Source organism: Amycolatopsis sp. NPDC051373, assembly GCF_040689465.1.
Lineage (GTDB): Bacteria > Actinomycetota > Actinomycetes > Mycobacteriales > Pseudonocardiaceae > Amycolatopsis.
Genome location: NZ_JBFBAE010000021.1, coordinates 151,002 through 176,248, shown reverse-complemented (window position 1 = coordinate 176,248; position 25,247 = coordinate 151,002). Strand labels below are relative to the sequence as shown.

General features: G+C 70.8%; 28 protein-coding genes and 1 pseudogene. 19 read left to right on the top strand and 10 right to left on the bottom strand.

The window, feature by feature from the left end:
- Positions 1-12: 12 nt before the first annotated feature.
- The 3 genes from uraH to AB0383_RS33850 all read right to left on the bottom strand — a co-directional run bounded on the left by uraH (position 13) and on the right by AB0383_RS33850 (position 1,374).
- Complete coding sequence (gene uraH / locus AB0383_RS33860) at positions 13-330, bottom strand: hydroxyisourate hydrolase (RefSeq protein WP_366189469.1); 318 nt, start codon at positions 328-330, stop codon at positions 13-15.
- Entirely contained in the window at positions 327-812 is a 486-nt protein-coding gene (gene uraD, locus AB0383_RS33855) for a 2-oxo-4-hydroxy-4-carboxy-5-ureidoimidazoline decarboxylase (RefSeq protein WP_366189468.1), read from the bottom strand. Before uraD ends, uraH begins: the two co-directional genes overlap by 4 nt.
- An 85-nt stretch (positions 813-897) precedes the next feature.
- Positions 898-1,374, bottom strand: a complete 477-nt coding sequence (locus AB0383_RS33850) for a helix-turn-helix domain-containing protein (protein ID WP_364182889.1) — start codon at positions 1,372-1,374, stop codon at positions 898-900.
- A gap of 135 nt (positions 1,375-1,509) precedes the next feature.
- On the opposite strand from AB0383_RS33850, the gene allB reads away from it, so the two are divergent.
- A complete protein-coding gene (gene allB, locus AB0383_RS33845) occupies positions 1,510-2,838 on the top strand; it encodes an allantoinase AllB (RefSeq protein ID WP_364182887.1) in 1,329 nt (442 codons plus the stop codon).
- A 2-nt stretch (positions 2,839-2,840) separates the two neighbouring features.
- Positions 2,841-3,860, top strand: coding sequence for an allantoicase (alc, locus tag AB0383_RS33840; RefSeq protein ID WP_366189467.1), 1,020 nt, complete (start codon positions 2,841-2,843; stop codon positions 3,858-3,860).
- Between the two features lie 4 nt (positions 3,861-3,864).
- Here the strand turns inward: alc and AB0383_RS33835 are convergent, their stop codons facing one another.
- The gene (locus AB0383_RS33835) at positions 3,865-4,041 is read right to left on the bottom strand and encodes a hypothetical protein (protein WP_220237786.1); all 177 of its coding nucleotides are present in this window, start codon (positions 4,039-4,041) and stop codon (positions 3,865-3,867) included.
- Positions 4,042-4,427: 386 nt separating this feature from the next.
- On the opposite strand from AB0383_RS33835, the gene AB0383_RS33830 reads away from it, so the two are divergent.
- Positions 4,428-4,805, top strand: a complete 378-nt coding sequence (locus AB0383_RS33830) for a GntR family transcriptional regulator (protein WP_364182881.1) — start codon at positions 4,428-4,430, stop codon at positions 4,803-4,805.
- Entirely contained in the window at positions 4,802-5,887 is a 1,086-nt protein-coding gene (locus AB0383_RS33825) for a DUF5808 domain-containing protein (RefSeq protein ID WP_366189466.1), read from the top strand. Before AB0383_RS33830 ends, AB0383_RS33825 begins: the two co-directional genes overlap by 4 nt.
- Here the strand turns inward: AB0383_RS33825 and AB0383_RS33820 are convergent.
- Positions 5,884-6,360, bottom strand: a complete 477-nt coding sequence (locus tag AB0383_RS33820) for a CoA-binding protein (protein ID WP_366189472.1) — start codon at positions 6,358-6,360, stop codon at positions 5,884-5,886. The two genes, AB0383_RS33825 and AB0383_RS33820, sit on opposite strands and share 4 nt — an antisense overlap.
- A gap of 8 nt (positions 6,361-6,368) precedes the next feature.
- Positions 6,369-7,670, bottom strand: a complete 1,302-nt coding sequence (locus AB0383_RS33815) for an O-acetylhomoserine aminocarboxypropyltransferase/cysteine synthase family protein (protein ID WP_364182876.1) — start codon at positions 7,668-7,670, stop codon at positions 6,369-6,371.
- Positions 7,671-7,778: 108 nt separating this feature from the next.
- Between AB0383_RS33815 and AB0383_RS33810 the strand changes: the two are divergent.
- Positions 7,779-8,054 (top strand): annotated as a pseudogene (locus AB0383_RS33810) (carboxylesterase family protein); the annotation flags it as partial.
- A 39-nt stretch (positions 8,055-8,093) separates the two neighbouring features.
- Here AB0383_RS33810 and AB0383_RS33805 read toward each other — a convergent pair.
- A complete protein-coding gene (locus AB0383_RS33805; protein ID WP_366189465.1) occupies positions 8,094-8,705 on the bottom strand; it encodes a (2Fe-2S)-binding protein in 612 nt (203 codons plus the stop codon).
- Complete coding sequence (locus AB0383_RS33800; protein ID WP_366189464.1) at positions 8,687-9,541, bottom strand: putative RNA methyltransferase; 855 nt, start codon at positions 9,539-9,541, stop codon at positions 8,687-8,689. Before AB0383_RS33800 ends, AB0383_RS33805 begins: the two co-directional genes overlap by 19 nt.
- A 174-nt stretch (positions 9,542-9,715) precedes the next feature.
- Here AB0383_RS33800 and AB0383_RS33795 point away from each other — a divergent pair, with 174 nt between their 5' ends.
- The 5 genes from AB0383_RS33795 (at position 9,716) to AB0383_RS33775 (ending at position 15,126) form a co-directional block, all read left to right on the top strand.
- A complete protein-coding gene (locus AB0383_RS33795; RefSeq protein WP_364182867.1) occupies positions 9,716-11,104 on the top strand; it encodes an ammonium transporter in 1,389 nt (462 codons plus the stop codon).
- Positions 11,101-11,439 (top strand): P-II family nitrogen regulator, encoded by a 339-nt coding sequence (locus AB0383_RS33790; RefSeq protein ID WP_220237793.1) that lies wholly within the window; start codon positions 11,101-11,103, stop codon positions 11,437-11,439. Before AB0383_RS33795 ends, AB0383_RS33790 begins: the two co-directional genes overlap by 4 nt.
- Positions 11,440-13,737: a [protein-PII] uridylyltransferase gene (locus AB0383_RS33785; protein WP_366189463.1), complete on the top strand. Its 2,298-nt coding sequence runs from the start codon at positions 11,440-11,442 to the stop codon at positions 13,735-13,737.
- 26 nt (positions 13,738-13,763) lie between these two features.
- Positions 13,764-14,249 carry a hypothetical protein gene (locus tag AB0383_RS33780; protein WP_366189462.1) on the top strand — a complete coding sequence of 162 codons (486 nt, stop codon included), beginning with the start codon at positions 13,764-13,766 and terminating at the stop codon, positions 14,247-14,249.
- A gap of 496 nt (positions 14,250-14,745) precedes the next feature.
- Positions 14,746-15,126: a hypothetical protein gene (locus tag AB0383_RS33775; protein ID WP_364182857.1), complete on the top strand. Its 381-nt coding sequence runs from the start codon at positions 14,746-14,748 to the stop codon at positions 15,124-15,126.
- 443 nt (positions 15,127-15,569) lie between these two features.
- On the opposite strand, the gene AB0383_RS33770 is transcribed toward AB0383_RS33775, so the two are convergent.
- A complete protein-coding gene (locus tag AB0383_RS33770; RefSeq protein ID WP_364182854.1) occupies positions 15,570-16,022 on the bottom strand; it encodes a MarR family transcriptional regulator in 453 nt (150 codons plus the stop codon).
- A gap of 9 nt (positions 16,023-16,031) precedes the next feature.
- Positions 16,032-17,825 (bottom strand): ABC transporter ATP-binding protein, encoded by a 1,794-nt coding sequence (locus tag AB0383_RS33765; protein WP_366189461.1) that lies wholly within the window; start codon positions 17,823-17,825, stop codon positions 16,032-16,034.
- Positions 17,826-18,043: 218 nt separating this feature from the next.
- On the opposite strand from AB0383_RS33765, the gene ffh reads away from it, so the two are divergent.
- The 9 genes from ffh (at position 18,044) to lepB (ending at position 25,238) form a co-directional block, all read left to right on the top strand.
- Positions 18,044-19,588: a signal recognition particle protein gene (gene ffh / locus AB0383_RS33760; protein WP_364182848.1), complete on the top strand. Its 1,545-nt coding sequence runs from the start codon at positions 18,044-18,046 to the stop codon at positions 19,586-19,588.
- 11 nt (positions 19,589-19,599) lie between these two features.
- Positions 19,600-20,673, top strand: coding sequence for an amidohydrolase family protein (locus AB0383_RS33755; RefSeq protein ID WP_364183171.1), 1,074 nt, complete (start codon positions 19,600-19,602; stop codon positions 20,671-20,673).
- 95 nt (positions 20,674-20,768) lie between these two features.
- The gene (locus AB0383_RS33750; protein ID WP_364182845.1) at positions 20,769-21,566 is read left to right on the top strand and encodes a type II CAAX endopeptidase family protein; all 798 of its coding nucleotides are present in this window, start codon (positions 20,769-20,771) and stop codon (positions 21,564-21,566) included.
- A gap of 187 nt (positions 21,567-21,753) precedes the next feature.
- Positions 21,754-22,197: a 30S ribosomal protein S16 gene (gene rpsP / locus AB0383_RS33745; RefSeq protein WP_220237800.1), complete on the top strand. Its 444-nt coding sequence runs from the start codon at positions 21,754-21,756 to the stop codon at positions 22,195-22,197.
- Positions 22,194-22,433 carry an RNA-binding protein gene (locus AB0383_RS33740; RefSeq protein WP_003103110.1) on the top strand — a complete coding sequence of 80 codons (240 nt, stop codon included), beginning with the start codon at positions 22,194-22,196 and terminating at the stop codon, positions 22,431-22,433. The genes rpsP and AB0383_RS33740 overlap by 4 nt, the downstream gene beginning before the upstream one ends.
- A 26-nt stretch (positions 22,434-22,459) precedes the next feature.
- Positions 22,460-22,975, top strand: coding sequence for a ribosome maturation factor RimM (gene rimM, locus AB0383_RS33735; RefSeq protein WP_364182842.1), 516 nt, complete (start codon positions 22,460-22,462; stop codon positions 22,973-22,975).
- A gap of 36 nt (positions 22,976-23,011) precedes the next feature.
- Positions 23,012-23,758, top strand: a complete 747-nt coding sequence (gene trmD / locus AB0383_RS33730; RefSeq protein ID WP_366189460.1) for a tRNA (guanosine(37)-N1)-methyltransferase TrmD — start codon at positions 23,012-23,014, stop codon at positions 23,756-23,758.
- Positions 23,759-23,926: 168 nt separating this feature from the next.
- A complete protein-coding gene (gene rplS, locus AB0383_RS33725) occupies positions 23,927-24,295 on the top strand; it encodes a 50S ribosomal protein L19 (protein WP_220237803.1) in 369 nt (122 codons plus the stop codon).
- Between the two features lie 31 nt (positions 24,296-24,326).
- Positions 24,327-25,238, top strand: coding sequence for a signal peptidase I (gene lepB, locus AB0383_RS33720; RefSeq protein ID WP_366189459.1), 912 nt, complete (start codon positions 24,327-24,329; stop codon positions 25,236-25,238).
- The last annotated feature ends 9 nt before the right edge of the window (positions 25,239-25,247 follow it).

Here is a 25,247-nt window from a genome sequence, read left to right as displayed (position 1 = left end):
GTCAGCTCCCTTTCAGCTGCCACGGTAGGTCGAGTAGGCGAACGGGCTCAGCAGCACCGGCACGTGGTGGTGCGAGGCGCCGTCGGTGATGCGGAACGCGATGGTGACGTCAGGGAAGAACGCTTCGGGCCCGAGGTAGGCGCCGGTGTCGAAGACCAGGCGGTAGACGCCGGGTTCGAGGGTCTCGGGGCCGAGGTCGCGGACGCGGCCGTCGTCGTCGGTGACGCCCTCGGCGAGCGGCCTGCCGTCGGCGCGTTCGAAGCGCACGGCGATGCCGGCGGCGGGTTTGCCCGCTGCCGTATCGAGGACGTGCGTCGTCACCAAGCTCATGCGTCAATCGCTTTCCGCAGGCGCAGCGCGGCGATCTTCGCCAGCTCCGCGCCCGCCACGTCGAGTTCGGTCTCGGGGTCGTTGCCCAGCCGCGACCGCAGGTTCGCGAGCAGTTCGGTGCCGGTGCGGCCGCCGGCGCACACGAGGAACACGTGGCCGAAGTGGGCTTCGTACTCGGCGTTGGCGGCGGCGAACTCGTCGGCGTTGTCCACACCGGACTGTTCGGAGCGCGACCACTCGGCGTCGGCGCCCTCGCTCGTCGGCTTCTCCCCGATCCGCGGGTGGGCGGCGATGGCGGCGCTCACGTCGTCGCGGTGCAGGGGAGTGGCTTTTTCAGCGGTGGTCAGGAGCGCGTCGAAGTCCGCGTACGGCCGGCCGGCGAGCACCGCGTCGACCCAGCGCGGCACGGCCAGGCAGGCCGTGAGCGCGGGCCGCAAGTCGGCGGCGTCGGCGGTGTTGAACTCGGCGAGTGCGAGTGGCACGGGATCTCCTCGCTGCGGGGGAGCTGGTGCCTGCCGACGGTACGGCGCCCCCGCGTCGCCGTCAACATTTTGTTGAACGTGCTGGTCAGTCCACTTCCCGGTTGAGGTAGTTGTAGACCGTGAAGCGCGTGACGCCCAGCGCCTCGGCCACCGCGGACACTGATTTCCGAAGGCTGAACGCGCCGCGTTCGCGCAGGAGCCGCACCGCCCGCTGCTTGTCCGGGCGGTCGAGGTCGCCGAGCTTCGCGCCCAGCTCGCGCTCGACGTCGGCGATGAGCCGGGCCAGCGCGGTGTTGAGCTCGACGGGCGGGGTCGGCCCGGGTTCGTCCGTGCGGCGCAGCTGGACCGTGACGCGCGTAGCGCCGCCTTCGAGGGCGGCTCGCGCGATGGCCGGCAACGAGTTCATCAGCTGGTCGGCCGGGCCGCGCGCGAGTGTGCCGAGTGGACCGAAGTCGGTGTCGAGTCCGGCGTCGCGCGCCGCGTCGCGAGCGCGCACGGCGTGCTCCGGCGGGGCGCCCTCGCCCTGGAAGGGTTCGCTGGTGAACTCGGCTTCTAGCTCCACCTGGTGACCGTAACGTGGAGGGCGAGGCGTTGACGAGGCGAGAGCGTCGTGGTTAATCTCGGTTGGCGAAAGAGTCTTTCCGTACTGTGAAACAAACCGTCGGTCTCGTCGACGGGAGAAGGAGTGTGCCCGCAGATGGATCTCGTGGTGCGCGCCGCACGTGCGGTGACGGCGGCCGGTGAGGGCCCCGCGACGCTGGGGGTCGACGGCGGCCGGATTGTCGTGCTGGAGCGGGGAATCGTCGACCTGCCGGGTGCTCGCGTCGTCGAGCTCTCGGCCGACGAGGTGCTGCTGCCGGGACTCGTGGACACCCACGTGCACGTGAACGACCCCGGCCGTGCCGAGTGGGAGGGCTTCGAGACCGCGACGCGCGCGGCCGCGGCAGGCGGGGTCACGACGATCGTCGACATGCCGCTCAACAGCCTGCCGCCGACGGTCGACGTCGCCGCGCTGGAGGTGAAGCGCAAGGCGGCTTCCGGGCGCACGCACGTGGACGTCGGCTTCTGGGGCGGCGCGATCCCCGGCAACATCAGCGATCTGCGTCCGCTGTACGACGCGGGGGTGTTCGGGTTCAAGTCTTTCCTGCTGCACTCGGGCGTCGACGAGTTCCCACCGCTCGACGCCGCGGGCCTGGAGGCGGCGCTTCGTGAGCTGACCTCGTTCGACGCGCTGATGATCGTGCACGCCGAGGACTCCGAGGCGATCGACGCCGCGCCGGACCCGCACGGCGAGAAGTACACCGACTTCCTCGGCTCGCGCCCGCGCGGCGCCGAGAACCTGGCCATCACGCACGTGATCGAGGCGGCCCGGCGCACCGGCGCCCGCGCGCACGTGCTGCACCTGTCCTCTTCGGACGCTCTGCCGCTGATCGCGACCGCCCGCCGCGAGGGCGTGGTGCTGTCGGTGGAGACTTGCCCGCACTACCTGAGTTTCGTGGCGGAGGAGATCCGCGACGGCGCCACGCAGTTCAAGTGCTGCCCGCCGATCCGGGAGGCGGCCAACCGGGAACTGCTGTGGCAGGGCCTCGCCGACGGCGTCATCGACACGATCGTGAGCGACCACTCGCCCTGCACGCCGGAGCTGAAACGCCTCGACACCGGCGATTTCGGCCTCGCGTGGGGCGGGATCTCCAGCCTGCAGCTGGGTTTGCCGGCGGTGTGGACGCAGGCGCGCCAACGCGGGTTCGGCCTCGCGGACGTGGTGCGGTGGATGGCAGAGCGCCCGGCGGCGCAGGTGGGGATGACGCGCAAGGGCCACCTCGCCGTGGGCTACGACGCGGACTTCTCCGTGTTCGCGCCGGACGAGGCGTTCGTCGTCGATGTCGCCGCGCTGAAGCACCGCAACCCGGTGAGCGCGTACGACCAGCGGCCGCTGGCAGGCGTGGTGCGCGGTACGTGGCTGCGGGGTTCGCCGGTGACCGGTGACGAGCCGCGGGGAGAGCTGTTGACCAGGGGGAACTGCTAGAGATGGAGGACCACGTGTCGCACGACCGTCCCGAGTGGACAGCCCAGCCGGACCTCGCTTCCCGCGTGTTCGGGGGCACGGTGATGTGGGCGAGCGACGAGCTGTTCGCCGAGAAGGAGAACCTCGTCAACCCGTGGCGCCCCGCGCACCGGGCCGAGACGTTCGGTCCGAAGGGCCAGGTCTACGACGGCTGGGAGACGCGCCGGCACCGCGAACCGGGTGACGACCAGGCCGTGCTGCGCCTCGGTGTCGCCGGTGTGGTGTCGGGCGTGGTGGTGGACACGGCGTTCTTCAAAGGCAACTACCCGCCGTTCGTGTCGGTGGAAGCGGTGTCGATGCCCGGTTACCCGAGCGCGGCCGAACTGTCCGAAGTGGACTGGGAGAAGCTGGTCGACCACAAGCCGGTGTTGGGTGACTCGGAGAACTTCTTCAAGGTGGCTTCCTCGAGGCGGTTCACCCACGTCCGCCTCACCCAGCACCCGGACGGCGGCGTGGCCCGCCTGCGCGTGCACGGCTCGCCGGTGCCCGACCCGGCGCTGCTGGACCCGCGCTCGCTCGATCTCGCCGCGCTGGCCAACGGCGGCGTCGTCACAGGCTGCAGCAACATGTTCTACTCGTCGCCCAGCAACCTGTTCACACCCGGGCTGGCCGCGCACCAGGCCGAGGGCTGGGAAACCGCGCGCCGCCGCGACGACGGCAACGACTGGGTGACCGTGCGCCTCGCCGGCGCCGGAATCGTCCGCTTCGCCGAGGTCGACACGAGCAACCTCAAGGGCAACGCACCGGGCTGGGCCGCGATCTCCGGCCGCCTCGACGACGGCGACTGGGTTTCTTTGCTTCCCCGCACTCGCCTGCAGCCGGACACCCGCCACCGCTTCGCCCTCGAAGACGGCCCGCAGATCAGCGAGGCCCGCCTCGATATCTACCCGGACGGCGGCCTCGCCCGCCTGCGCCTCTACGGCGAACTAACCAAACGCGGCCGCGAAGCCGTCACGACACGCTTCACCGAAACGACCGCGTGAGGTTCTAGGAGTTCGCGCCGGGCCGGTTCAGGTAGATCGAGGCGCACGACAGCAGCGTGCCGACGGCGAAGATCGCGCCGAGCCACCACGGTCCGCCGGTCACGACGTTCCAGATGAACCCCGCCGCCATCAACACGGCGGCCAGGGCGTTGCGCATCTGCAGCGGGGTCGGTTTGGCCATGCCGCCACCTTCTCACGGGCCTGACCAGCCCCTCGAGGCAGGACCGGCCATGATCGGGCGACTTGGCGGAGTGTGGCGCCCCGGCTGCGGACCGCGACGGGCGGCGCGGCTTGCGCGGCCGTACGCGGGCCGGGGTCGGGTCGGTCCGGCGACCGGCGAGGCTGCCGCCGAGCAGATCTCCGGCGCTCGGACCCGACGCGGTTTCACGAGGTGTCGCCTGCGCGCCGGCGTGGCGTGTTCGCGCAGGCCTGGGTGGCGCGGCTTGCGTGTCTGTTCTATGAGTTGTAGAACAGGTCAAAGAGCCTCACCGCGTTCCTCACCGCGGCTGTGCTGGTCGCGAGTGGCACCACCGCGGCCGCCGCCCTGCGCACCTTCCCGGAGCACCGATGATCCTCGACGTCGACCTCACCAGCGAGGTCCCGATCTACCAGCAGATCCACGACCGCGTGGTCGAGGCGATCGCGGCCGGCGAGCTCGCCGACGGCGACCCGTTGCCCTCGACGCGTCAGCTCGCCGTGGACCTCGGCATCAACTTCCACACCGTGAACAAGGCCTACGACCAGCTGCGGCGCGAGGGGCTGCTGCTGATCACCCGCAAAAGCGGCGCGGTGGTGCAGCGGGCCTCGACCGCGGATTTCGCGGCCGACTGGCAGGCGCGGCTGAAGACGCTGCTGGCCGAGGCGATCGCCCACGGGCTCACCGAACGAGAAGTCCTCGGCCACTGCGAGACGACGCTGCGGGCGTTCGAGGAGGTGCGCGCGTGATCGGGGTGATCGTGCTGCAGGACCTGCTGGCCCCGATGCTGTTGCTGGCCAGTGCGTGGGTGATGCCGTCGGTGGCGAAGCCGACGGTGCCGTTCGGGGTGCGCGTGCCGGCGGCGCGGGTGGCCGACCCGCTGATCGCCGAGCAGCGGCGGATCTACCGCTGGTGGGTGGGCGTGGCCGGGACCGCGCTGGTGGCCGCCGGGCTCATCGTGGGCGTGGTCGTGCAGAAGGTCCTGGTGCCGGTGCTCGTGGTCGTGGCGCTACTGGGGGTCGTCACGCCGGCGTATGTGCGGGCGCGGGCCGTGATCCGCTCGGCGAAGCGGCGCGAGGACTGGTTCCGGGGGCTGCGCCAGACGGTCAGCGCCGACACCTCCCGCGTCACGCGGCCGCCGTTCCCCTGGCTGTGGGCGGTCCCGGCGGTCCTGGTGCTCGCCGCGACCGTCGTGGTCGGCGTGGTGCGTTACCCGGACCTGCCCGCGACGTTGACGCTGCACTACACCGCGTCCGGCACCCCCGACCGCACTGCCGCGAAGTCGGTGGGCAGCGCGTTCGGCCTGGTGTTCGTGCAGGCCGGGCTCACGGTGTTGTTCTCCGCGCTGGCCTACGTCGCCCCGCGGTTGCGGCCCGACCTCGATCCGGCGCGCCCGAAGGCCAGCGCCAGTCAGCACCGGCGCTTCACCGAGGCCATGCCGCGTCTGCTGCTGCTGTTCGGCGCGTGCGTCAACCTGACGATCGCCCTGGCGGCGGGCCAGATCTGGTCGGCTCCGGCGTCGGTCTCGGTGGTGCCGATCATCCTGCCGACGGTGGTGGGTGTCGCGGGCCTGCTGGTTTTCGCCGTCCGCTACGGCCAGGGCGGCAGCCGCCTGGAGACCGACGAAGAGCCGCCCCGCGACGCCGTCGAACGCGACGACGACCGCTTCTGGAAAGGCGGCCTGCTCTACGTCAACCGCGCCGACCACGCGGTGTTCGTGCCCAAGCGGTTCGGGCTCGGCTGGACGCTGAACTTCGGCAACCCCGTGGCGATCGGCGGGTTCGTGGTGCTGATCGCCGCGGTGGTCGTGGTGCCGTTGGCCGTCCGTTAAGGGGCGGCCTGGCGCCGCGAGCTGATCACGCCTGTGTTGAAGCCGGCCAAGTGCAGGCCGCCGGCGAAGCGCGCGTGCTCGATCTTCACGCAGCGGTTCATCACCACGTCGAGCCCGGCCTCGCGGCCGCGGTCGGCCACCTCCTCGTGCCACAGGCCCAGCTGCAGCCACAACGTGCGGGCGCCCGCCGCGATGACCTCCTCGGCCACCTGTGGCAGGTCGTCGTGTTTGCGGAACACGCTCACCAGGTCGATCTCACCCGGCACGTCGGCCAGCGTCGGGTATACGCGCTTGCCGAGCAGCGTGTCGAGGCGCGGGTTCACGAAGTTGACCTCGTACCGCGTGGACGAAGTCAGGTACGTCGCCACGAAGTAGCTCGGCCGCGCCGGGTTGGCCGACGCGCCGATCACCGTCACCGACCGCGTGCGGCCGAGGATGTGCCGCCGCTCCACGGCCGAAACGTCGTAGTTCACCGCCGTCGTCACTCCGCAACTCCCTTGCCGACCGCCGCCCGTTCCAGCGCCTGATCGAGGTCCCACAGGATGTCCTCGACGTCTTCCAACCCCACCGAAAGCCGGATCAGGTCCGGGCCGACGCCCGCGGCCGCCAGCTGGTCGTCCGACAGCTGCGCGTGCGTGGTCGACGCCGGGTGGATCACCAGCGTGCGCGCGTCGCCGACGTTCGCCAGGTGCGACAGCAGCTCCACCGACTCCACGAACTTCTCGCCCGAGGCCCGGCCGCCCTTCACCCCGAACGAGAACACCGCACCCGGCCCGGCCGGCAGGTACTTGCGCGCCAGCTCGTGGTCGGCGTGATCGGGCAGCCCGGCGTAGGAAACCCAGGCCACGCGCGGGTCGGCGTTCAGGAACTCCGCCACGGCCTTCGCGTTGGCCACGTGCGCGTCCATCCGCTGCGGCAGCGTCTCCACGCCCTGCAGCAGCAGGAACGCCGAGTGCGGCGAGAGCACCGCGCCGATGTCGCGCAACTGCTCCGCGCGCAGCCGCGTGCAGAACGCGTACTCGCCGAAGTTCTCCCAGTACTTGAGGCCGCCGTACGAGTCGACAGTCTCGGTCATGCGCGGGAACTTGCCGTTGCCCCAGTCGAAGCGGCCCGACTCCACGACCACACCGCCGAGCGTGGTGCCGTGGCCACCGAGGAACTTCGTGGCCGAATGGAGCACGATGTCCGCCCCGTGCTCGATCGGGCGGCACAGGTACGGCGTCGCCAGCGTCGCATCGACGACCAGCGGGATGTCGTGCGAGTGCGCGAGGTCCGCGAGCCCGGCCAGGTCGGCGATGGCGCCCGACGGGTTGCCGATCACCTCGGTGTAGATCAGCCGCGTCTTGTCGGTGACGGCCTTGGCGTAGTCCTCGATGCCGCCGTTGACGAACGTCGTCTCGACGCCAAAGCGCTTGAGCGTGCCGGTGAGCTGCGTGACGGTGCCGCCGTAGAGGCCGCTCGCGGACACGATGTGCTCACCCGCCTCGGCCAGCGCGGAGAAGGTGAGGAACTCCGCGGCCTGGCCGCTCGCCGTCGCCACGCCGCCGATGGCGCCCTCGAGGCTCGCGAGGCGCTCCTCGAACGCGGCCACGGTCGGGTTGCCGATGCGGCTGTAGATGTTCCCGTACTTCTGCAGCGCGAAAAGGTTGGCCGCGTCGGCCGCGTCTTCGAACACGAAGCTGGTGGTCTGGTAGATCGGCACGGCGCGCGCGCCGGTGGCGGGGTCGGGCGTGCCACCGGCGTGCAGGGCGCGGGTGCGGAAGCCCCAGGTGCGTTCACTCATCAGCCGTCACGCTACCGAGCGGGGGCGCCGCGGGCCATCCCTCCCGAACCGTGATCGTCGCGCTTTCGGAGGACCCCGGGTCGTTCTTCCTGGTGATGCCGCGCGGTGATGGAACGCTTACCGTTCGTGGTGATCTTCGACTCGGGGCCGGATGTGCGCAAGGTGCTGATCATCGTCGCGATGCTTCTCGCAGCCGGGTGTTCGAGCGGTGGCACCGCTTCGTCGCCGAACAGCGGCCTTAAGGCGCACACCGCCTCCGGCACCTCGAGGGGCACGGAAAACGGCGCGGTGCACCAGTTCCAGGGCGTGCCGTACGCGCAGCCGCCGGTGGGCGCTCTGCGCTGGGCCTCGCCCCGGCCGCCGCAGCCGTGGCAGGGCACACGGGCCGCCGACAAGCCGGGAAACCGCTGTCCGCAGGCGGCCCTAGCCGCCGAGAGCCGCACGCAGCCGTTCGTCGCGCTCCTCGGGTGTCTGCCTCGGGCAGCTGACGCACTTCGGGTTGCCGACCTCGTAGATCAGGCAGCACGACGCCCGTTTCACGGCCTGCGTCCGGCCGACGCTGACGTATCGCGGCGCGGGCAGGCCGAGGCCGGTGGACGCCACGACGTCGGCCGCCAGCTGCGGCGCCGAAGCCCACAGCAGGCGGTTGGCGATCGAGTCCGTCGCGATGGCGCCCAGTGCTTGTGAACGGGCGCCGGTGACCTGGGCGACGGTGGTGATGGCCGTGTTCAGTGCGGCGCCGAGTGCCGGGCCGAGCGGCCCGCTCAGCGCCCGCGTCGAGCGGGAGCCCAGGAAGCGCCCGTCCGGCACGATGTCGAGCTCGACGGCGTCCAGCGAAGGATCCAGCACGGCGCCACCGGCGGCCAGCGATTCCATCGTCGGCGCGACGAGCACGGACGACAGCGAGTACCACCAGATCGTGCCGATCACCTCGGGCGCCGCGCAGCCGTACAGCTTCGCCGCGCCGCCGATGCGAGCGCGCACCCACGTCGCGTCGGCCAGCAGCGCGGCCGGCGTCACGGCTGCCTCCGCCACACGCTCACCCCCACCGCGAGCGTCACGCCTCGGCCCTCGGCGGCGTCGAGGCGTTCGCGACGCCCGTCGCGGTCGAGGTGGAAACCGGCGGGACCCATCGCGACCACGTCGTGCACCTGGCGCGCGGTGAACGGCGCCGTGTGCACCACGTCCACTCGCGACACCCGGGTGAACAGCGAGCCCAGCGCCGTTTCGAGCCGCTCTTCCTTGCGCTCGTCCACGGACAGCACGAGGTCGCCCAGCTCGGCGAGGTGTCCGGGCAGCGGCCCGGCCACCACGAGCACGCCGCCGGGTTCGAGCACGCGGTGGAACTCGGCGGGGTTGCGCGGGGAGAACACGTCGAGCACCACGGAAGCCACGCCGTCGCCGACCGGCCACGGCTCCCACAGGTTCCACACCACGGCGCCGAGCCGTTCGTGCGCTCGGGCGGCCCGGCGCAGCGCGACGGCGGAAACGTCGAGCGCGAGCCCGGTCGCCTCGGGCGCGGCGTCGAGCACGCGCGCGAGGTAGTAACCGGGGCCGGCGCCCGCGTCGATCACGAGGCCCGTGGCGGCCGGCGCGGCGACGCGCGCGAGCTCGTCGGCCAGCGGTGCGTACGCGCCGGAATTCAGGAGCGCCGAACGCGCCTCGACCATCGGCACGGTGTCCGCGGTGCCGGAGGGGATGCGTGCGTGCAAAAGGTTGACGTACCCCTGGCGCGCCAAGTCGAACGAGTGACCGTCTTCGCAACGCACCGTGCGGCCCGCTAACCCGACCGGGGCAAGGCACACCGAACACCGGAGTGCGTCCACGACCCGCCGTGGCAGTGGGTCATTTCCGGGTCCGGCCGACGTCATGCGGCTATTCGACCATGACGTTTCGCAACCGGACACCCCACCCCGCGTGGCGGGAAACCTTCCTGTAACAAGCGCGACGGGGTAGTTCACGCCCGCGAAACCTTCGGCGCCGCCCCGTGAAACACCCGGAACCAAGACTTCCGGGTCATCTACCCAGGGCACGGGAGGACGATTGTGCTGAACGCAGGAGACACCGCGTGGGTGCTGGCCGGCGCCGCGCTGGTCATGCTCATGACACCGGGACTGGCGTTCTTCTACGGCGGCATGGTCCGCGCGAAGAGCGTTTTGAACATGCTGATGATGAACTTCATCGCGCTGGCCGTGGTGGGGGTGCTGTGGGTTCTCTTCGGCTTCTCCATGTCCTTCGGCAACGACGCTTTCGGCGGACTGGTCGGCAATTTCGACCTCGCCGGGCTGTCGGACACCTTCGGCAAGCTGGTCGGCTTCGCCGCGGCGGCCACGGACTCCGCGCCGGCCGTACCGTGGCCGGGCCCGGACGCCTTGCCGTTGCTGGCGTTCTGCATGTTCCAGCTGATGTTCGCGATCATCACGCCGGCGCTGATCTCCGGTGCGATCGCGGATCGCGCGAAGTTCTGGGGCTGGACGCTGTTCGTGGTGATCTGGGTGTCCGTCGTGTACTTCCCGGTGGCGCACTGGGTGTTCTCGTTCAACGGTTTCCTCGGTGAGAACTCCGTCGGCGGCTGGATCGCCAACAACCTGAAGGCGCTGGACTTCGCGGGTGGCACGGCGGTCCACATCAACGCGGGCGCGGCGGGTCTGGCCCTCGCGATCGTGCTCGGCAAGCGCAAGGGCTGGCCGAAGGACACCGGACGGCCGCACAACGTGCCGTTCGTGCTGCTGGGTGCCTCGCTGCTGTGGTTCGGCTGGTACGGCTTCAACGCCGGCTCCTCGCTGGCCGCCAACGACCTCGCGGCCGTCGCGTTCACCAACACGACCGTGGCCACCGCGGCCGCCGTGCTCGGCTGGCTGCTGGTGGAGCAGCTGAAGTTCGGCAAGCCGACCACGCTGGGTGCCGCGTCCGGCGCCGTCGCGGGTCTGGTCGCGATCACCCCGGCGTGTGGTTTCGTGAGCCCGCTCGGCTCGATCGCGATCGGCGTCATCGCCGGTGTGCTGTGCGCGCTGGCCGTGTCGCTGAAGTACCGCTTCGGGTTCGACGACTCGCTCGACGTAGTGGGCGTCCACCTCGTCGGCGGCATCGTGGGCACCCTGCTCATCGGCTTCTTCGCCACCACGAGCGTCAACTCCCTCGGCGCCGACGGGCTCTTCTACGGCGGCGGCTTCGCCCAGCTGGGCAAGCAGGCGGCCGCGGCGGGCGCGGTGTTCGGGTACTCCTTCATTCTGACGGCCATCATCGGCTTCGTCATCAAGAAGGCGGGCGGCTTCCGCGTCAGCACGGAGGACGAGGTGAGCGGCATCGACGAGGCGCAGCACGCGGAGAGCGCCTACGACTTCACCGGCATGGGCGGCGGGCTCGGCCAGCCGACCACGATCCCGGTCAAGTCCGCCACCGCCCCTGCGAAGTTCGAGGAGACCAAGGCATGAAGCTCATCACCGCGATCGTCAAGCCGTTCACGCTCGACGACATCCGCTCCGGGCTGGAGCAGCTGGGCGTGCTCGGCATGACCGTGAGCGAGGTCCAGGGCTACGGCAGGCAGAAGGGCCACACCGAGGTCTACCGCGGCGCCGAGTACTCCGTGGACTTCGTGGCGAAGCTGAAGATCGAGGTCGTGACGGACGACGCGAACGTCGAGAAGGTCCTCGACGCCATCACTTCCGCCGCGCACACGGGCAAGATCGGCGACGGCAAGGTGTGGGTGACACCGGTCGAGACCGTGATCCGGGTGCGCACCGGCGAGCGCGGAGCGGATGCGCTCTAGGTGAGCACTCACGGGGGTGAACTGGTCCGGGCTCGAGAGCAGTTGCTCACGGGCCGCCACGGTCCGGCCGCGCTGCGGGCGGCCTTGGTGGATCTGTACGAATTCTGGCTCGCGAAGGGCGCCACGGCGGCCGGCGTGGACACCGCTGATCCCGGTGTCGCGCTGGTCGCCGTCGGCGGCCTGGGGCGGCGTGAGCTGGTGCCGTTCTCCGATCTGGACTTGGTGCTGGTGCACAACGGGAACCCGCGCGTCGGCGAACTCGCCGACGCGTTGTGGTATCCGCTGTGGGACGCGAAGCTCGGGCTCGACCATTCGGTGCGTACGCCGGGTGAAGCGCTGAAGGTCGCCTCAGAGGACCTACGGACCCAGCTGGGCTTGCTGGACGCGCGCCACCTCGCCGGAGACGCCGAGCTGACCGCGCGCCTCGCGTCCGCCGCGCGCGACCAGTGGCGGCGCACGGCCCGCAAGCGGCTCGACGAGCTGGCCGACTCCGTCCGCACCCGGTGGCGGCGCAGCGGCGAGATCGCGCAGTCGGCGGAGCCGGATCTCAAGCACGGCCGCGGGGGCCTGCGGGATTTCGGGGTGCTGGAGGCGTTGGCGCTGGCGCAGCTCACGGCGCGCCCGGGCGAGGAGCTGCTGGCGGCCAAGGCGTTGCTGCTCGACGTGCGCACGGAGCTGCGTCGGGAGCTTCGCCGGGAACGGGACGTGTTGAGCGCGCCGGAGGCCGAAGTCGTCGCCGCCGAGCTGGGTCTGGCGGACCGGTTCGCCTTGGCGCGCAAGCTTTCCGGGGCGGGGCGGACGATCTCCTACGCGGTGGACGTCGCGCTGCGGTCCACTGTGGAACCTTCCCGGCCGCGGTTCGGCCGTCGGCCTTCGCGGACCCCCCTGGCCGAGGGCGTGGTGCTGCACGGCGACGAGGTGTCGCTGGCCCGCGACGCCGTGCCCGCGAAGGACCCGGCTTTGCTGTTGCGCGTCGCCGCTGCTTCGGCGCGCACGGGCAAACCCATCGCGCACGGCACTTTGCGCACGCTGGCGGACTCCGCGCCCGAGCTGCGCGCGCCGTGGCCGGACGAGGCGCGCAACGCTCTGGTGGAGCTCCTCGGCGCGGGGGAGGGCCTGGTCGACGCGGTCGAGGCGCTGGATCGCACCGGCTTGTGGGCCCGGCTGTTCCCGGAGTGGGGCGCGGTCCGCGACCTCCCGCCGCGTTCGCCCGTGCACCAGTGGACGGTGGACCGGCACCTCGTGCAGGCGTGCGTCGAGGCCTCCCGCCTGACCACCACGGTCGCGCGCCCCGACCTGCTGCTGATCGGCGCGCTCCTGCACGACATCGGCAAAGGCCGCGACGCCGACCATTCCGAGCTTGGCGCCGACATCGCCGCGCAAGTGGCCGCGCGCCTCGGTTTGCCTTCTGCCGACGTGCAAACGGTGGCCGCGATGGTCCGGCACCACCTCCTGCTCCCGCACACCGCCACCCGCCGCGACATCGCCGACCCCGCCACGGTCTCCCGCGTCGTCAAAACCCTGGACGGCGACGTCGTGCTGCTGGACCTGCTCCACGCCCTGACGCGCGCCGACTCGCTGGCCACCGGTCCGGGCGTCTGGACGGATTGGAAGGACCGCTTGCTCGCCGACTTGGTCGCCGCCGGCGAGGAAGCCTTGCACGGCACGGGTTTCACCGCACCGGATCCCCTGGACAGTTCGCAACGCGAGCTCATGGCCGAAGCCGTCCGGTCGGGGATCGGCGAGGTCCGCATCACCGCCCACGGCAAGGTCGTCACGGTGACTCTCGCCGTCCCGTCGCGCGCTGAGCTCCTCGCACCCGCCGCGGGCGTCCTGGCGCTCAACTCGCTGGAAGTCCATGCTGCCGTCCTGCGCGACCGCGTCGGCGTCTTCACCGCCTCACCCAAGTTCGGCTCCCTGCCCGACTCGACACTGCTGCGCGAACAGTTCTCCCGCGCCGTCGCCGGCACCCTGCCCCTGACGCAACGCCTCGCCGCCAAGGAACGCGATTACGCCACCATGGCGTCGTCCGTGGTCGCCCCCAAGGTCCTCTGGTTCGACGACGAAACCAGCGGCCCCAACACCGTGGTCCTCGAACTGCGCGCCACCGACCGTATCGGCCTGCTCTTCCGCGTCGCCCGCGCCCTGAGCCGCTCGGGCGCCTCCGTGCACTGGGCCAAAGCCACCACCCTGGGCGGCGCCGTCGTGGACTCCTTCGCCGTCAGCCCGTCGACGGGCCCCATCGATTCACCTTGGCGCGCCAAAGTCGAGGACGCTGTTCTGGCAGCTGCTTCCTGAAGCCGGTGGCGGGCTACGGTTCCCCCGTGGCCCGCCCCCTCCTCTTCCTCGACGTCGACGGCCCCCTCATCCCGTTCGGCGCCGCGGACTACCCGCTCTTCCCCCCGTTACCCGGCCCGGCGGACCACCCGCTCCTGGCCCGCCTCGACCCCGCCCACGGCGCGCGTCTCGCCGCGCTGCCGTGTGAGCTCGTTTGGGCCACGACGTGGTTCACCGATGCCAACGACGTCATCGCCCCGCGCCTCGGCCTGCCGCCCCTACCCGTCGTCAACGACCCGGCCGGCTCCGAGATCGACAGCCTGCACTGGAAAACCCGCCCGCTGCTGACCTTCGCCGCCGGCCGCCCCTTCGCTTGGGCCGACGACGAAATCTCGCCCACCGACCGCACCTGGGTGTCGACGCACCACCCCGGCACCGCACTGCTGCACCGCGTCGACCCCCACACAGGCCTGACCGACGCCGACTTCACCACCCTCACCGCGTGGTTCGCAGCCCTCGCCCCAAGCTCCTGACTGCCCTCCCTCTCAAACCCCCACCCACACGCGGCACCCACTCAACCGCCAACCGAAACGCCCACCCACCTCACCACCCACCCAAGCCACACCCACCCACCCCACCGCCGCCCACCCGCGCGACGAACCCTGCACCCAAACCACACCCACTCTCACAACCGCCGCTCACCTACGCGACGAACTCTGCACCCAGCCCCTCCCCGGCACCCCGATCCGAAGCCTCTTTGCGGCCGGCGGCGTGTTGTCAAGGCACGTTTTCCCGCCTTGACAACACGTCACCGGCCGTCAACACAATCCAGCTTCGGGGTGCACACCCCACGCAACACGCCCCGCGAGGACCCGAGAACCCGGACCCAGAACAACCCCCTTAACCGTCCCCACCTGCAAACACCCCACCCCACCCATCACACGATCGGGGTGTCGCGCTAGCGAAGGCGGGCCCCGGTGGCAATATGGCGCGGGTCTGGAGCAGCTGTGCGGAGGGCGGGGGCGTGGGGTGCTGGGGTCCGAGCAGAACCTACCGAGACTTTCGTTGCCACCCACCGTGGTCGCAGCGCACCTGCGATCGTGTGCGGAAGAACTGGCCGGCTCCCTCCGCACCGACGGCGAAACAGCAACCCTCGGCGAACTGACGGAAGTCGTCACCCAGCTGGTCGCCGGCCAACACGCCCTCGCGCACGCCCTGGCCGGTCTCGCGCGGCGCGTGGACGTGCGCAACGGGGCACTGGCGGCCGCGCCGTCCGTGGACGTCGAGGTGGTCACCGAGGTGCTCCAGGCGGCGGCGTGCGCGGTGGGCTGTTCGGCCGAAGCGCTGGCCGAGGCCGAGCCGTCGTTCGAATGCGTGAGCGAATCCGCGGGGCCGGACACCCGTTTGTAGCAGTCACACCACACCGCGCCTGCGAAGCCCTCGTCCGTGCGAAGGCGACCAGACGGCGACGTCGAACGCGAACAGGCCGAAGGCGTCACCGGGTTGCTGAAAGCCCTCCATCGGAGGACTGTGGTGGCCACGGCCCGCGCCGCAGCCGAGAAGGCCGCGAGCGCCCGTTCCCGAACCGAACGCGCGGCGAAGAATCGCGGCTTGAGTAGTTCTACGCAACTCCGGTTGGGGGTCTTCACACTGCCCCGCCGGTCGGCGCCCCGGCAGACTTCTCCCCAACGCAAGGCGGAACGCGTTCGCCCGGTACTGGGGGTCTGGCGAGCGGGGGACGGGGTACCCGCCTCGCGTGCACGCGGCGGAAGGCTCCCGGGGAGGTGAGCCCTTCCGCCAAGGTTCCGGGGCCGGCCGTGGGGAGCGGCCGCGTCCCGGAACCCCTGGGGAATTCAGGAATCCGCCATCCGCACCATCAGATCGGCAGCCATGCGCAACAGCTGTTGTTCCGTCGGGCTCAACACGCGCTCCATCGCCGCCGCCAGCCACTGCTCCCGCGAAATCGAGTAGTCCCGCAGCACCACCCGCCCAGCGGGCGTGATGTCGAGCAACGACCGCCGCCCGTCCGACGGGTCCGCGGCGCGTGTGATCAACCCGCGAGACGTCAGCGAAGCCAGTACCCGCGTCAGTGACTGCGGATGCATCCGCTCGGCCTCCGCCAGCTCGCTCGGTGTGTGCGTGCCCGCGCGGTAGAGCCGCGACAGCACGGCCAGCACCGTCGGACCCGGCGACGGCGAGTCCGCCTCCGAGCGCATGCGCCAGTTGAGCCGCCCGACTCCCTCCCGGACGTGGCGGGCCAGCTCGGCCAGCTCGTCGGCACGGCGGGTGTCGGCTTCGGTCTGCATACCGCCACATTAGGCGGTTTCCCCGCGCACGAGCCGCGCGTACCGGCCGTCGAGCGCCAGCAGCTCCTCGTGCGTGCCGCGCTCCACGATCCGGCCGGCGTCGAGCACCACGATCTGGTCCGCGTTCTCCACAGTGGACAGCCGGTGCGCGATGGTCAGCGTCGTGCGGCCCGCGGCGAGCCGGTCGAGCTCCGCCTGCACCGACCGTTCGGTGCGGTTGTCGAGTGCGCTCGTGGCCTCGTCGAGGATCAGCACGGGCGGGTTGCGCAGCAGGATCCGCGCGATCGCCATCCGCTGCTTTTCCCCGCCGGAGAACCGGTAGCCGCGCTGCCCCACCACGGTGTCGTAGCCCTCGGGCAGCTTCGCGAGCGTGTCGTGGATGTGCGCGGCCTTCGCGGCCTCCTCGATCTCGGCGTCGGTGGCGTCCGGCTTCGCGAAGCGCAGGTTCTCCCGCACCGAAGCGTGGAACAGGTACGTCTCCTGTGACACGAACCCGACCCCCGCCGCCAGCGACGCGAGCGTGACGTCCCGGACGTCGGTGCCGTCGACGGTCACTCGGCCTTCCGTCACCTCGTACAGCCGCGCCACGAGGTACGCGAGCGTGGTCTTGCCCGAGCCCGTCGAGCCGACCAGCGCCGTGGTCGTCCCCGGCGCCACGTCGAGGTCGACGTCGCGCAGGGTCCACGCGCCGTCGTCGTCGTAGCGGAACGACACCGACCGCATCGATACCGCCCCCTCGCGCACGGCCAGCTCCCGCGCCCCCGGGCGGTCGTCGATCTCCACACGCAGGTCAAGCACCTCGAAGATCCGCCCGAACAGCGCCTTCGCCGCGCCCACGCTCTGGCTCACCGTCTGCATCGCCGTGGCCGGCCCGAGCAGCCGGTTGAGCATGCTCGTGAACGCCACCACGGTGCCCAGCGATACCGGCGCCGAACCGCCCGCCAGCTCCAGCCCGGCGACCCAGTACACAAGCGCCGGGATGATCGTCAGGCTCATCACCCGCGACGCCCGCTGCCAGCGCCCGGCCAGCGCCGCGCTGCGTTCGAGCGCCGCGACCTCGCGGGACTCCTCGGCGAAGCGCTCCCGCATCCGCCGTTCGTTGCCCATGGTCTTGGCCAGCAGCACGCCGGTGACCGACAGGGACTCCTCGACGATCGTCGTCAACCGTGCCATCCGCCGTGTCCGGCCGCGGGCGAGCTTGCGCTGCTTGCCACCCAGGCGCAGCGTGAACAGCAGGAACAGCGGCACGACCACGAGCGAGAGCAGCGCGAGCTGCCAGTCCATGATCAGGATCGCGACGGTGATCGCCAGCGCCGTGGTGCCGTTCTGCACGATCGAGGCCGCGGTGGTCGTGACCACGTTGTCCACGCCGCCGATGTCGTTGAAGACCCGCGACAGGATCTCGCCGGTCTTGGTGCGGGTGAAGAAGCCGAGCGACATGCGCTGAAGGTGGCCGTAAACCGACAAGCGCAGCTCGTTCATCACGCGCTGCCCGATCGTGTTCGACAGGCCGGTCGTCGCCACGCCGAGCGCGCCCGAGCCCAGTGCCGCGGCGATCATCCCCACTGCCAGCACGCTCACCAGCAGGGCGTCGCGGCGGGGGAGCGCGTCGTCGAGGATCGCCCGCAGCAGGAACGGCGAGGTGACCCCGAGACCGGCCTGCACCACCAGGAGCGCGAACAGCCCGGCCATCTGCGCCCGGTGTGGCCGGAACAGCGCGGCGATGCGGCTGAACGGCACTTTCTCGTCTTCGTCCGCCGCCGGTTCGGCCAGCGCCGGGCGCGGCGTCGTCGCTGAATTCATACGCAGATGTTTACCGATTCGCGCGACCGAGTCGAGCGATTTTCTTATGTTGACCTGGGACGATGATTCGAGTTATTACGCATGTGCGTACTAACCTTCTCTCGAAGGTTCGCGCACCCGCGAGGCGGCCGGGCCCGGACCGCTACCCTGGGAGGTTGCCGGGGTCGCCCAGCGATGCCCGGTACGCGAACGACGACCCAGCTGGAGCGTGCACACCCGTGTTCGACACCCTCTCCGATCGGCTCACCGCCGCCCTGCAGACGCTGTCTCGCAAGGGCCGGCTGTCCGACGCCGACATCGACGCCACCGCGCGCGAGATCCGCATCGCGCTGCTGGAGGCCGACGTCGCGCTGCCGGTGGTCAAGGAGTTCATCGCCCGGATCAAGGACCGGGCGAAGGGCGCCGAGGTCTCGCAGGCGCTCAACCCCGCGCAGCAGGTCATCAAGATCGTCAACGAGGAGCTCGTGGGCATCCTCGGCGGCGAGACGCGCCGGCTGAACCTCGCGAAGAACCCGCCGTCGGTGATCATGCTGGCGGGTCTGCAGGGTGCCGGTAAGACGACGCTCGCCGGCAAGCTCGCGATGTGGCTGAAGAAGCAGGGCCACGCGCCGATGCTGGTGGCCTGTGACCTCCAGCGCCCGAACGCTGTCACGCAGCTGCAGGTCGTCGGCGAGCGCGCGGGTGTCGTCACCTTCGCGCCGGAGCCGGGCAACGGCGTCGGCGACCCGGTGGACGTCGCCCGTCGCGCCATCGCGGAGGCCAAGCACGCGCAGCACGACATCGTGGTGGTCGACACCGCGGGCCGCCTGGGTGTCGACGAAGAGCTGATGAAGCAGGCCGCGGACATCCGCGACGCCGTGCAGCCCGACGAGATCCTGTTCGTCGTCGACGCGATGATCGGCCAGGATGCCGTGACCACGGCCCAGGCATTCCGCGACGGCGTCGGCTTCACCGGCGTGGTGCTCACGAAGCTCGACGGCGACGCCCGCGGTGGTGCCGCGCTGAGCGTGCGCGAGGTCACCGGCCAGCCGATCCTCTTCGCGTCCAACGGCGAGAAGCTCGAGGACTTCGACACCTTCCACCCCGACCGGATGGCCTCGCGCATCCTCGGGATGGGCGACGTGCTCACCCTCATCGAGCAGGCCGAGCAGCACTTCGATCAGGACCAGGCGGAGAAGGCCGCGGCGAAGCTGACCAGCGGGCAGCTGACGCTGGAGGACTTCCTCGAGCAGATGCTAGCCGTCCGCAAGATGGGGCCGATCGGCAACTTGCTCGGCATGCTGCCGGGCGCGGGCCAGATGAAGGACCAGCTGGCGCAGGTCGACGACAAGCACCTCGACAAGCTGCAGGCGATCATCCGCGGCATGACCCCGGCCGAGCGCGACGACCCGAAGATGATCAACGGCTCGCGCCGGCTGCGCATCGCCAACGGCTCGGGCGTCTCCGTCCGCGAGGTCAACGACCTGGTCAACCGCTTCTTCGAAGCCCGCAAGATGATGGCCCAGATGGCCGGGCGCTTCGGCTTCGGCGGCGGTGGCGGCAGCAAGACGCGCAAGGGCAAGAAGGGGAAGAAGGGCAAGGGGCGCGGCCCCACACAGCCCAAGGTCCGCGGCGGCTTCCCCGGCGGCATGCCGATGCTGCCCCCGGGTGGCATGCCGACCGGTGGCGGGATGCCCGACCTGTCGCAGCTCGGCGGCATGAACGACGTGCCGGGCTTCGACCCGACGAAGTTCAAGCTGCCGAAGGACCCCAAGAACAATTGAGCGCCGGACAATTGAGCGCCCTGCACGTCTCCGGCACCGTCCTGCCCGACGGCTCGCCGCGTGAGCTCTGGATCACCGACGGGCGCATCTCGTTCGAGCCCGTGCCCGGCGCGGAAACGCTGGCGACCGGCGGGTTCCTGGTGCCCGGCCTCGTCGACGCCCACTGCCACCCGGGCCTCGGCCCGCACGGGGCGGTGCCGGTCGAGGAAGCCGCCGAGCAGGCGGCCACCGACCGCGACGCGGGCACGCTGCTGATCCGCGACTGCGGTCTGCCACTCGACGTGCGGCCGCTGCAGGCGCGCGCCGACCTGCCCACGATCATCCGTTGCGGCCGTCACCTGGCCTTGTCGAAGCGCTACGTTCCCGGCTTCGCCATCGAGCTGGACGATGTGGCGCTGCTGCCCGAGGCCGTCGCGGAACAAGCGCGTGACGGCGACGGCTGGGTCAAGCTCGTCGGCGACTGGATCGACCGCGGCGAGGGTGATCTCGCGCCGCTGTGGCCCGACGACGTGCTGGCCGAGGCCGTCGGAGTCGCGCACGACCTCGGCGCCCGCGTGACCGCCCACGTCTTCGGCGAAGCCGCCCTGCCGGGGCTGATCAACGCGGGCATCGACTGCCTGGAGCACGGCACCGCGTTGAACCCCCACCAGCTGGCCGAGCTGGCCCGCCGTGACGTAGCGCTCGTGCCCACGCTGATCAACATCGAGAACTTCCCCGGCATCGCCGACCAGGCCACGAAGTACCCCACGTACGCGGCCCACATGCGGGCCCTGCACGCGGGCGTCGCCGACATGGTGTCCGCGGCCGTCGAGGCGGGCGTGCGCGTCTTCGCGGGCACCGACGCCGGCGGCATGGTCGCCCACGGCCTGATCGCCGACGAGGTCGAAGCGCTGCACCGCGCCGGCATGACACGCGAGCAGGCGCTCGCGAGCGCGTCCTGGGCCGCCCGCGAATGGCTCGGCCACCCCGGCATCTCCGACGGCGCCCCGGCCGACCTGATCGTGTACCCGGCCGACCCGCGTGAGGATCTCGCGGTGCTGCGCCACCCGTCGCACATCGTCCTGCGTGGCACGGTTTTCGGCTGAAACACCTCATTTTCCGGTGATCGCCCGAGTACTGTGCGAAGTCTTCTCGACGGTTAGGCTCGACCGGTGAGCCGAGCGATCTCCGGAGGCCGGGCGTGACCACTTCCCAGCCCCGGGAGCCGATTCCGGGTGCCACGCCGATCCGTCCGGAGGACCTGGTGAGCGCCCCGCGCGAGTTCCCGCCGCACCGGTGGGGCTTCGGGGCGTTCCTGCTCGTGGAGGCCGTGCTCATCGCGTCGGCCGCGTTCGTGAGCGCGTTGCTGGGCGATCCGCCGGCCGGGCAGCCGCTGCCGATCCGCACGGTGCTGCTGGGCACGATGCTGCCCGCGATGATCGCCGCGGGCGTCGCGCTGCTGGCCACGCTCGTGCGCGGCAACGGACCCAAGCTCGACCTGCGCCTGGAGTGGCGCTGGTCCGACGTGAAGATCGGGCTCAAGTTCGGCCTGCTCGGGCTGGTGCTCACGTCGTTGAGCGCCTGGGTGTGGACCGAGATCGTGGGCTCGGCCGACGCGACATCGGCGATCAGCGCGCTGGTGGACGACCGGAAGATGTCGGTGTCCGCGGCGATCGTGACGTTCGTCTACCTCTGGCTGCTCGGGCCGATCTGCGAGGAGATCATCTACCGCGGCCTGCTCTGGGGAGCGGTGGAGCGGCTGCAGTGGCGCAGCGAACGGTGGGGTCGCATGGCGGCTTTCCTGCTGTCCACGGCCGTGTTCGCCGCCAGCCACCTCGAACCGTTGCGGACCACGCTCCTGCTGGTCATCGCCGTGCCGATCGGCCTCGCGCGTTTCGCCACGGGCCGGCTGCCGGGCAGCGTGGTGGCGCACTCGATGAACAACTTCCTGCCCTCGGTCGCGATCCTGCTCGGCTCACTCGGGGTCAGCTCGTTCTGAGGTGCGTTCCGGGTCTGTTCCGAGGCCCTGCGCAGGCACTTCGAGCCATCTGGCAGAATGTTCGCTTGCCCGCTTCCGTCCGGACCCTCTCGCCGTTCGGGGGCTCCTGTTTCGGGCGCCTGTGATCGTGTCCCCACGCGGTCGACGAGCGCCCACCCTGCACCAGCACTGAGGAGTACCCACACCCGTGGCCGTCAAGATCAAGCTGCAGCGCCTCGGCAAGATCCGTGCGCCGTACTACCGCATCATCGTCGCCGACGCGCGCACCCGCCGGGACGGCAAGGCCATCGAGACGATCGGCAAGTACCACCCGAAGGAAGAGCCGAGCCTGATCGAGGTCGACACCGACCGCGCCCAGTACTGGCTGGGCGTCGGCGCCCTGCCGACCGAGCCGGTGCAGCGCATCCTCGAGATCACCGGCGACTGGCAGAAGTTCAAGGGCCTGCCGGGCGCCGAGGGCACCCTGAAGGTGGCCGAGCCGAAGCCGTCCAAGCAGGACCTGTTCAACGCGGCGCTGGCCGCTGCCGGCGAGGAGCCCTCCGCCGAGGCCACCACGCCGAAGAAGAAGTCCGCTCCCAAGAAGGCCGAGGCCGAGAAGGCCGAAGCCGCTGAGGGCGAGAAGTCCGAGTGAGTTTTCTCGCTGACTCCCTCGAGCACCTGGTGCGCGGGATCGTCGACAACCCGGACGAGGTCCGGGTCGAGCTGCTGACCACTCGCCGTGGCCGCACGCTCGAGGTGCACGTGCACCCCGACGACCTCGGCAAGGTGATCGGCCGGGGTGGTCGCACGGCGACCGCCCTGCGCACCGTGATGGGTGGCATCGGTGGCCGCGGCGTCCGTGTGGACGTCGTCGACACCGATCGCTGACCCGCGGCGGAACTCGGACGGTCAGGATGGACGTCGTAGTCGGCCGCATCGCCAAGGCACACGGCATCCGCGGCGAGCTCGCGGTGGACGTGCGCACGGACTCGCCCGAACAGCGGTTCGCCGTCGGTGCGGTCGTCACGACGCAGCTGCGTGACGGCAGCAAGAGGGATCTCACCATCACAGCCGCCCGCGAACACAGCGGGCGGCTGCTGGTGCGTTTCGAGGAGGTCCTCACGCGCGACGTCGCGGAGACCCTGCGCGGCGCGTTGCTGCTCATCGACACCGCCGCACTCCCGCCCACGGGCGACCCCGACGAGTTCTACGACCACGAGCTGGCCGGCCTCAGCGCCGAGCTGGCCGACGGCACAGTCGTGGGCAAGGTCGTCGAGGTCGTCCACTCGCCGGCGGGGGAGCTGTTGGAGCTCGACGTGGCCGGGCGCGAAGTGCTCGTGCCCTTCGTGCGCGCGATCGTCCCGACGGTCGACGTCGCGGGTGGGCGCGTGGTGCTGGATCCGCCCGAAGGCCTGCTGGACGAGGACTGACGTGATCCCGTTCCCCTCGCACCGGAGGTGGTGAGCGTGCGCATCGACGTCGTCACGATCTTCCCCGAGTACCTCGACCCGCTGCGCGCCGCGCTGCTGGGCCGGGCGATCGACCGCGGCCTCATCGAGATCGGCGTGCACGACCTGCGCGAGTGGACCCACGACGTCCACCGCGCGGTCGACGACGCGCCGTACGGCGGCGGCCCCGGCATGGTCATGAAGCCCCAGATCTGGGGCCCGGCGCTCGACGAGGTCTGCGGACAGCGGACCCGGCTCGTGGTCCCGACGCCGGCGGGCAAGCCGTTCACGCAGGAGTTGGCCCACGCGTACGCCGAGGAGAAGCACCTGGTCTTCGCCTGTGGTCGCTACGAGGGCATCGACCAGCGCGTGATCGACGACGCCGCGCGCCGCATGCCCGTGGACGAGGTGTCGATCGGCGACTATGTGCTGGTCGGCGGCGAGGCCGCGGTGCTGGTGATCGTGGAGGCCGTGGTCCGGTTGCTGCCTGGCGTGCTCGGCAACGCGCGGTCGGCGGCCGAGGACTCGTTCTCCGACGGGCTGCTCGAAGGCCCCAGCTATACGCGTCCGGAAGTGTGGCGCGACCTGGCGGTGCCCGACGTCCTGCGCTCCGGGAACCACGCACTCGTGGAGCGCTGGCGGCGCGATCAGGCGCTGGAACGCACGGCCCTGCGGCGCCCGGATCTTCTGGCCCGGTTGCCGGAGGGTAGTCTGAACAGCCGAGATCACGAGGTACTCGACCGGCTCGGCGAGGACCTCGGCTAGACCCCGTGCGAAGCGAGCACCAGCGCCTCTGCCATAATCGACAGGTTGGCGTGAGTGGACCGCCTCGTTCACGAGCCCGCCATCAGCCCCTGGTGTAGTTGCAGCAGCATTGCTGCGCGCCCGGGGAGAAGTACCCGAGTTACACGAATCGACGAGGACGGACCACCGATGAACACCCTGGACGCGCTGGACGCGCACTCCCTGCGTTCCGACATCCCGGACTTCCGCCCGGGCGACACGCTCAAGGTCCACGTCCGCGTCATCGAGGGCAACCGCGAGCGCAATCAGGTCTTCCAGGGCGTCGTGATCCGCCGTCAGGGCGGCGGCGTCCGCGAGACCTTCACCGTGCGCAAGGTTTCGTTCGGCGTGGGCGTCGAGCGCACCTTCCCGGTGCACTCGCCGAACCTGGCCGAGGTCGAGGTCTTCAAGCGCGGCGACGTGCGGCGCGCGAAGCTCTACTACCTGCGCGACCTGCGTGGCAAGAAGGCGAAGATCAAGGAGCGTCGCGAGAACCGCGAGACCACCTCTGCCTCCTGAGTGGCAAGGCGGTACCCGGTAGCCTGGCGACGTGGTCGACCCCGTGCCCCAGAACGCCGCTGAGGATGACCCCGACGGCTCGGAGGATTCTCGTTCCGAGGAGCGTCGGGGCTCCCACCGGCGGGGCAAGCCCCAGAAGAAGCGGTCGTTCTGGAAGGAACTGCCGATCCTGATCGCGATCGCCCTGGTGCTCACGATCCTGATCCAGGCCTTCCTGGCGAAGGTCTTCATGATCCCCTCGGGGTCCATGGAGGCCACGCTTCACGGCTGCCCCGGCTGTACGGGCGACCGGATTCTGGTCGACCGCGTCACCTACGACTTCACGGATCCCTCGCCGGGTGACGTGGTCGTGTTCAAGGGTCCGCCCGCGTGGACCGAGAACGAGATCGCGCCGCAGGAATCCAGCAACGTCATCGTCCGCGGCCTGCGAGGTCTCGGCTCGCTGGTGGGCTTCGCCCCGCCGGACGAACGCGACTTCGTGAAGCGCGTGATCGCCGTCGGCGGCCAGACCGTGCAGTGCTGCGATCCACAGAACCGCGTGATCGTCGACGGCAAGGCCCTCGACGAGCCGTACATCCACTGGGAGAACCCCGACCACGCGATGCAGGACTCGTTCGCGCCGGTCAAGGTGCCGCAGGGCACGCTGTGGGTGATGGGCGACAACCGCAACAACTCGGCCGACTCGCGTTACCAGGGCCAGGGCGGTGCCAACGGCGCCGTGCCCGTGAGCGACGTGATCGGCAAGGCCCGGATCATCGTCTTCCCGCCGGGTCGCTGGGGCGGGGTCTCGGACCACGATCCGCAGGCCGACGCCCAGCCGGTGGCCCTCGGTGCCCCGGCGTGGCAGGATGGCCTGCCGCTCGGTCTCGGGTTCGCCGCGGCCGTGCCCACGCTGTTCGTCGGCCGGCGAGTGAAGGCGGGCCTGCGCAAGGCGCGCCGTTAGGGTGCCCCG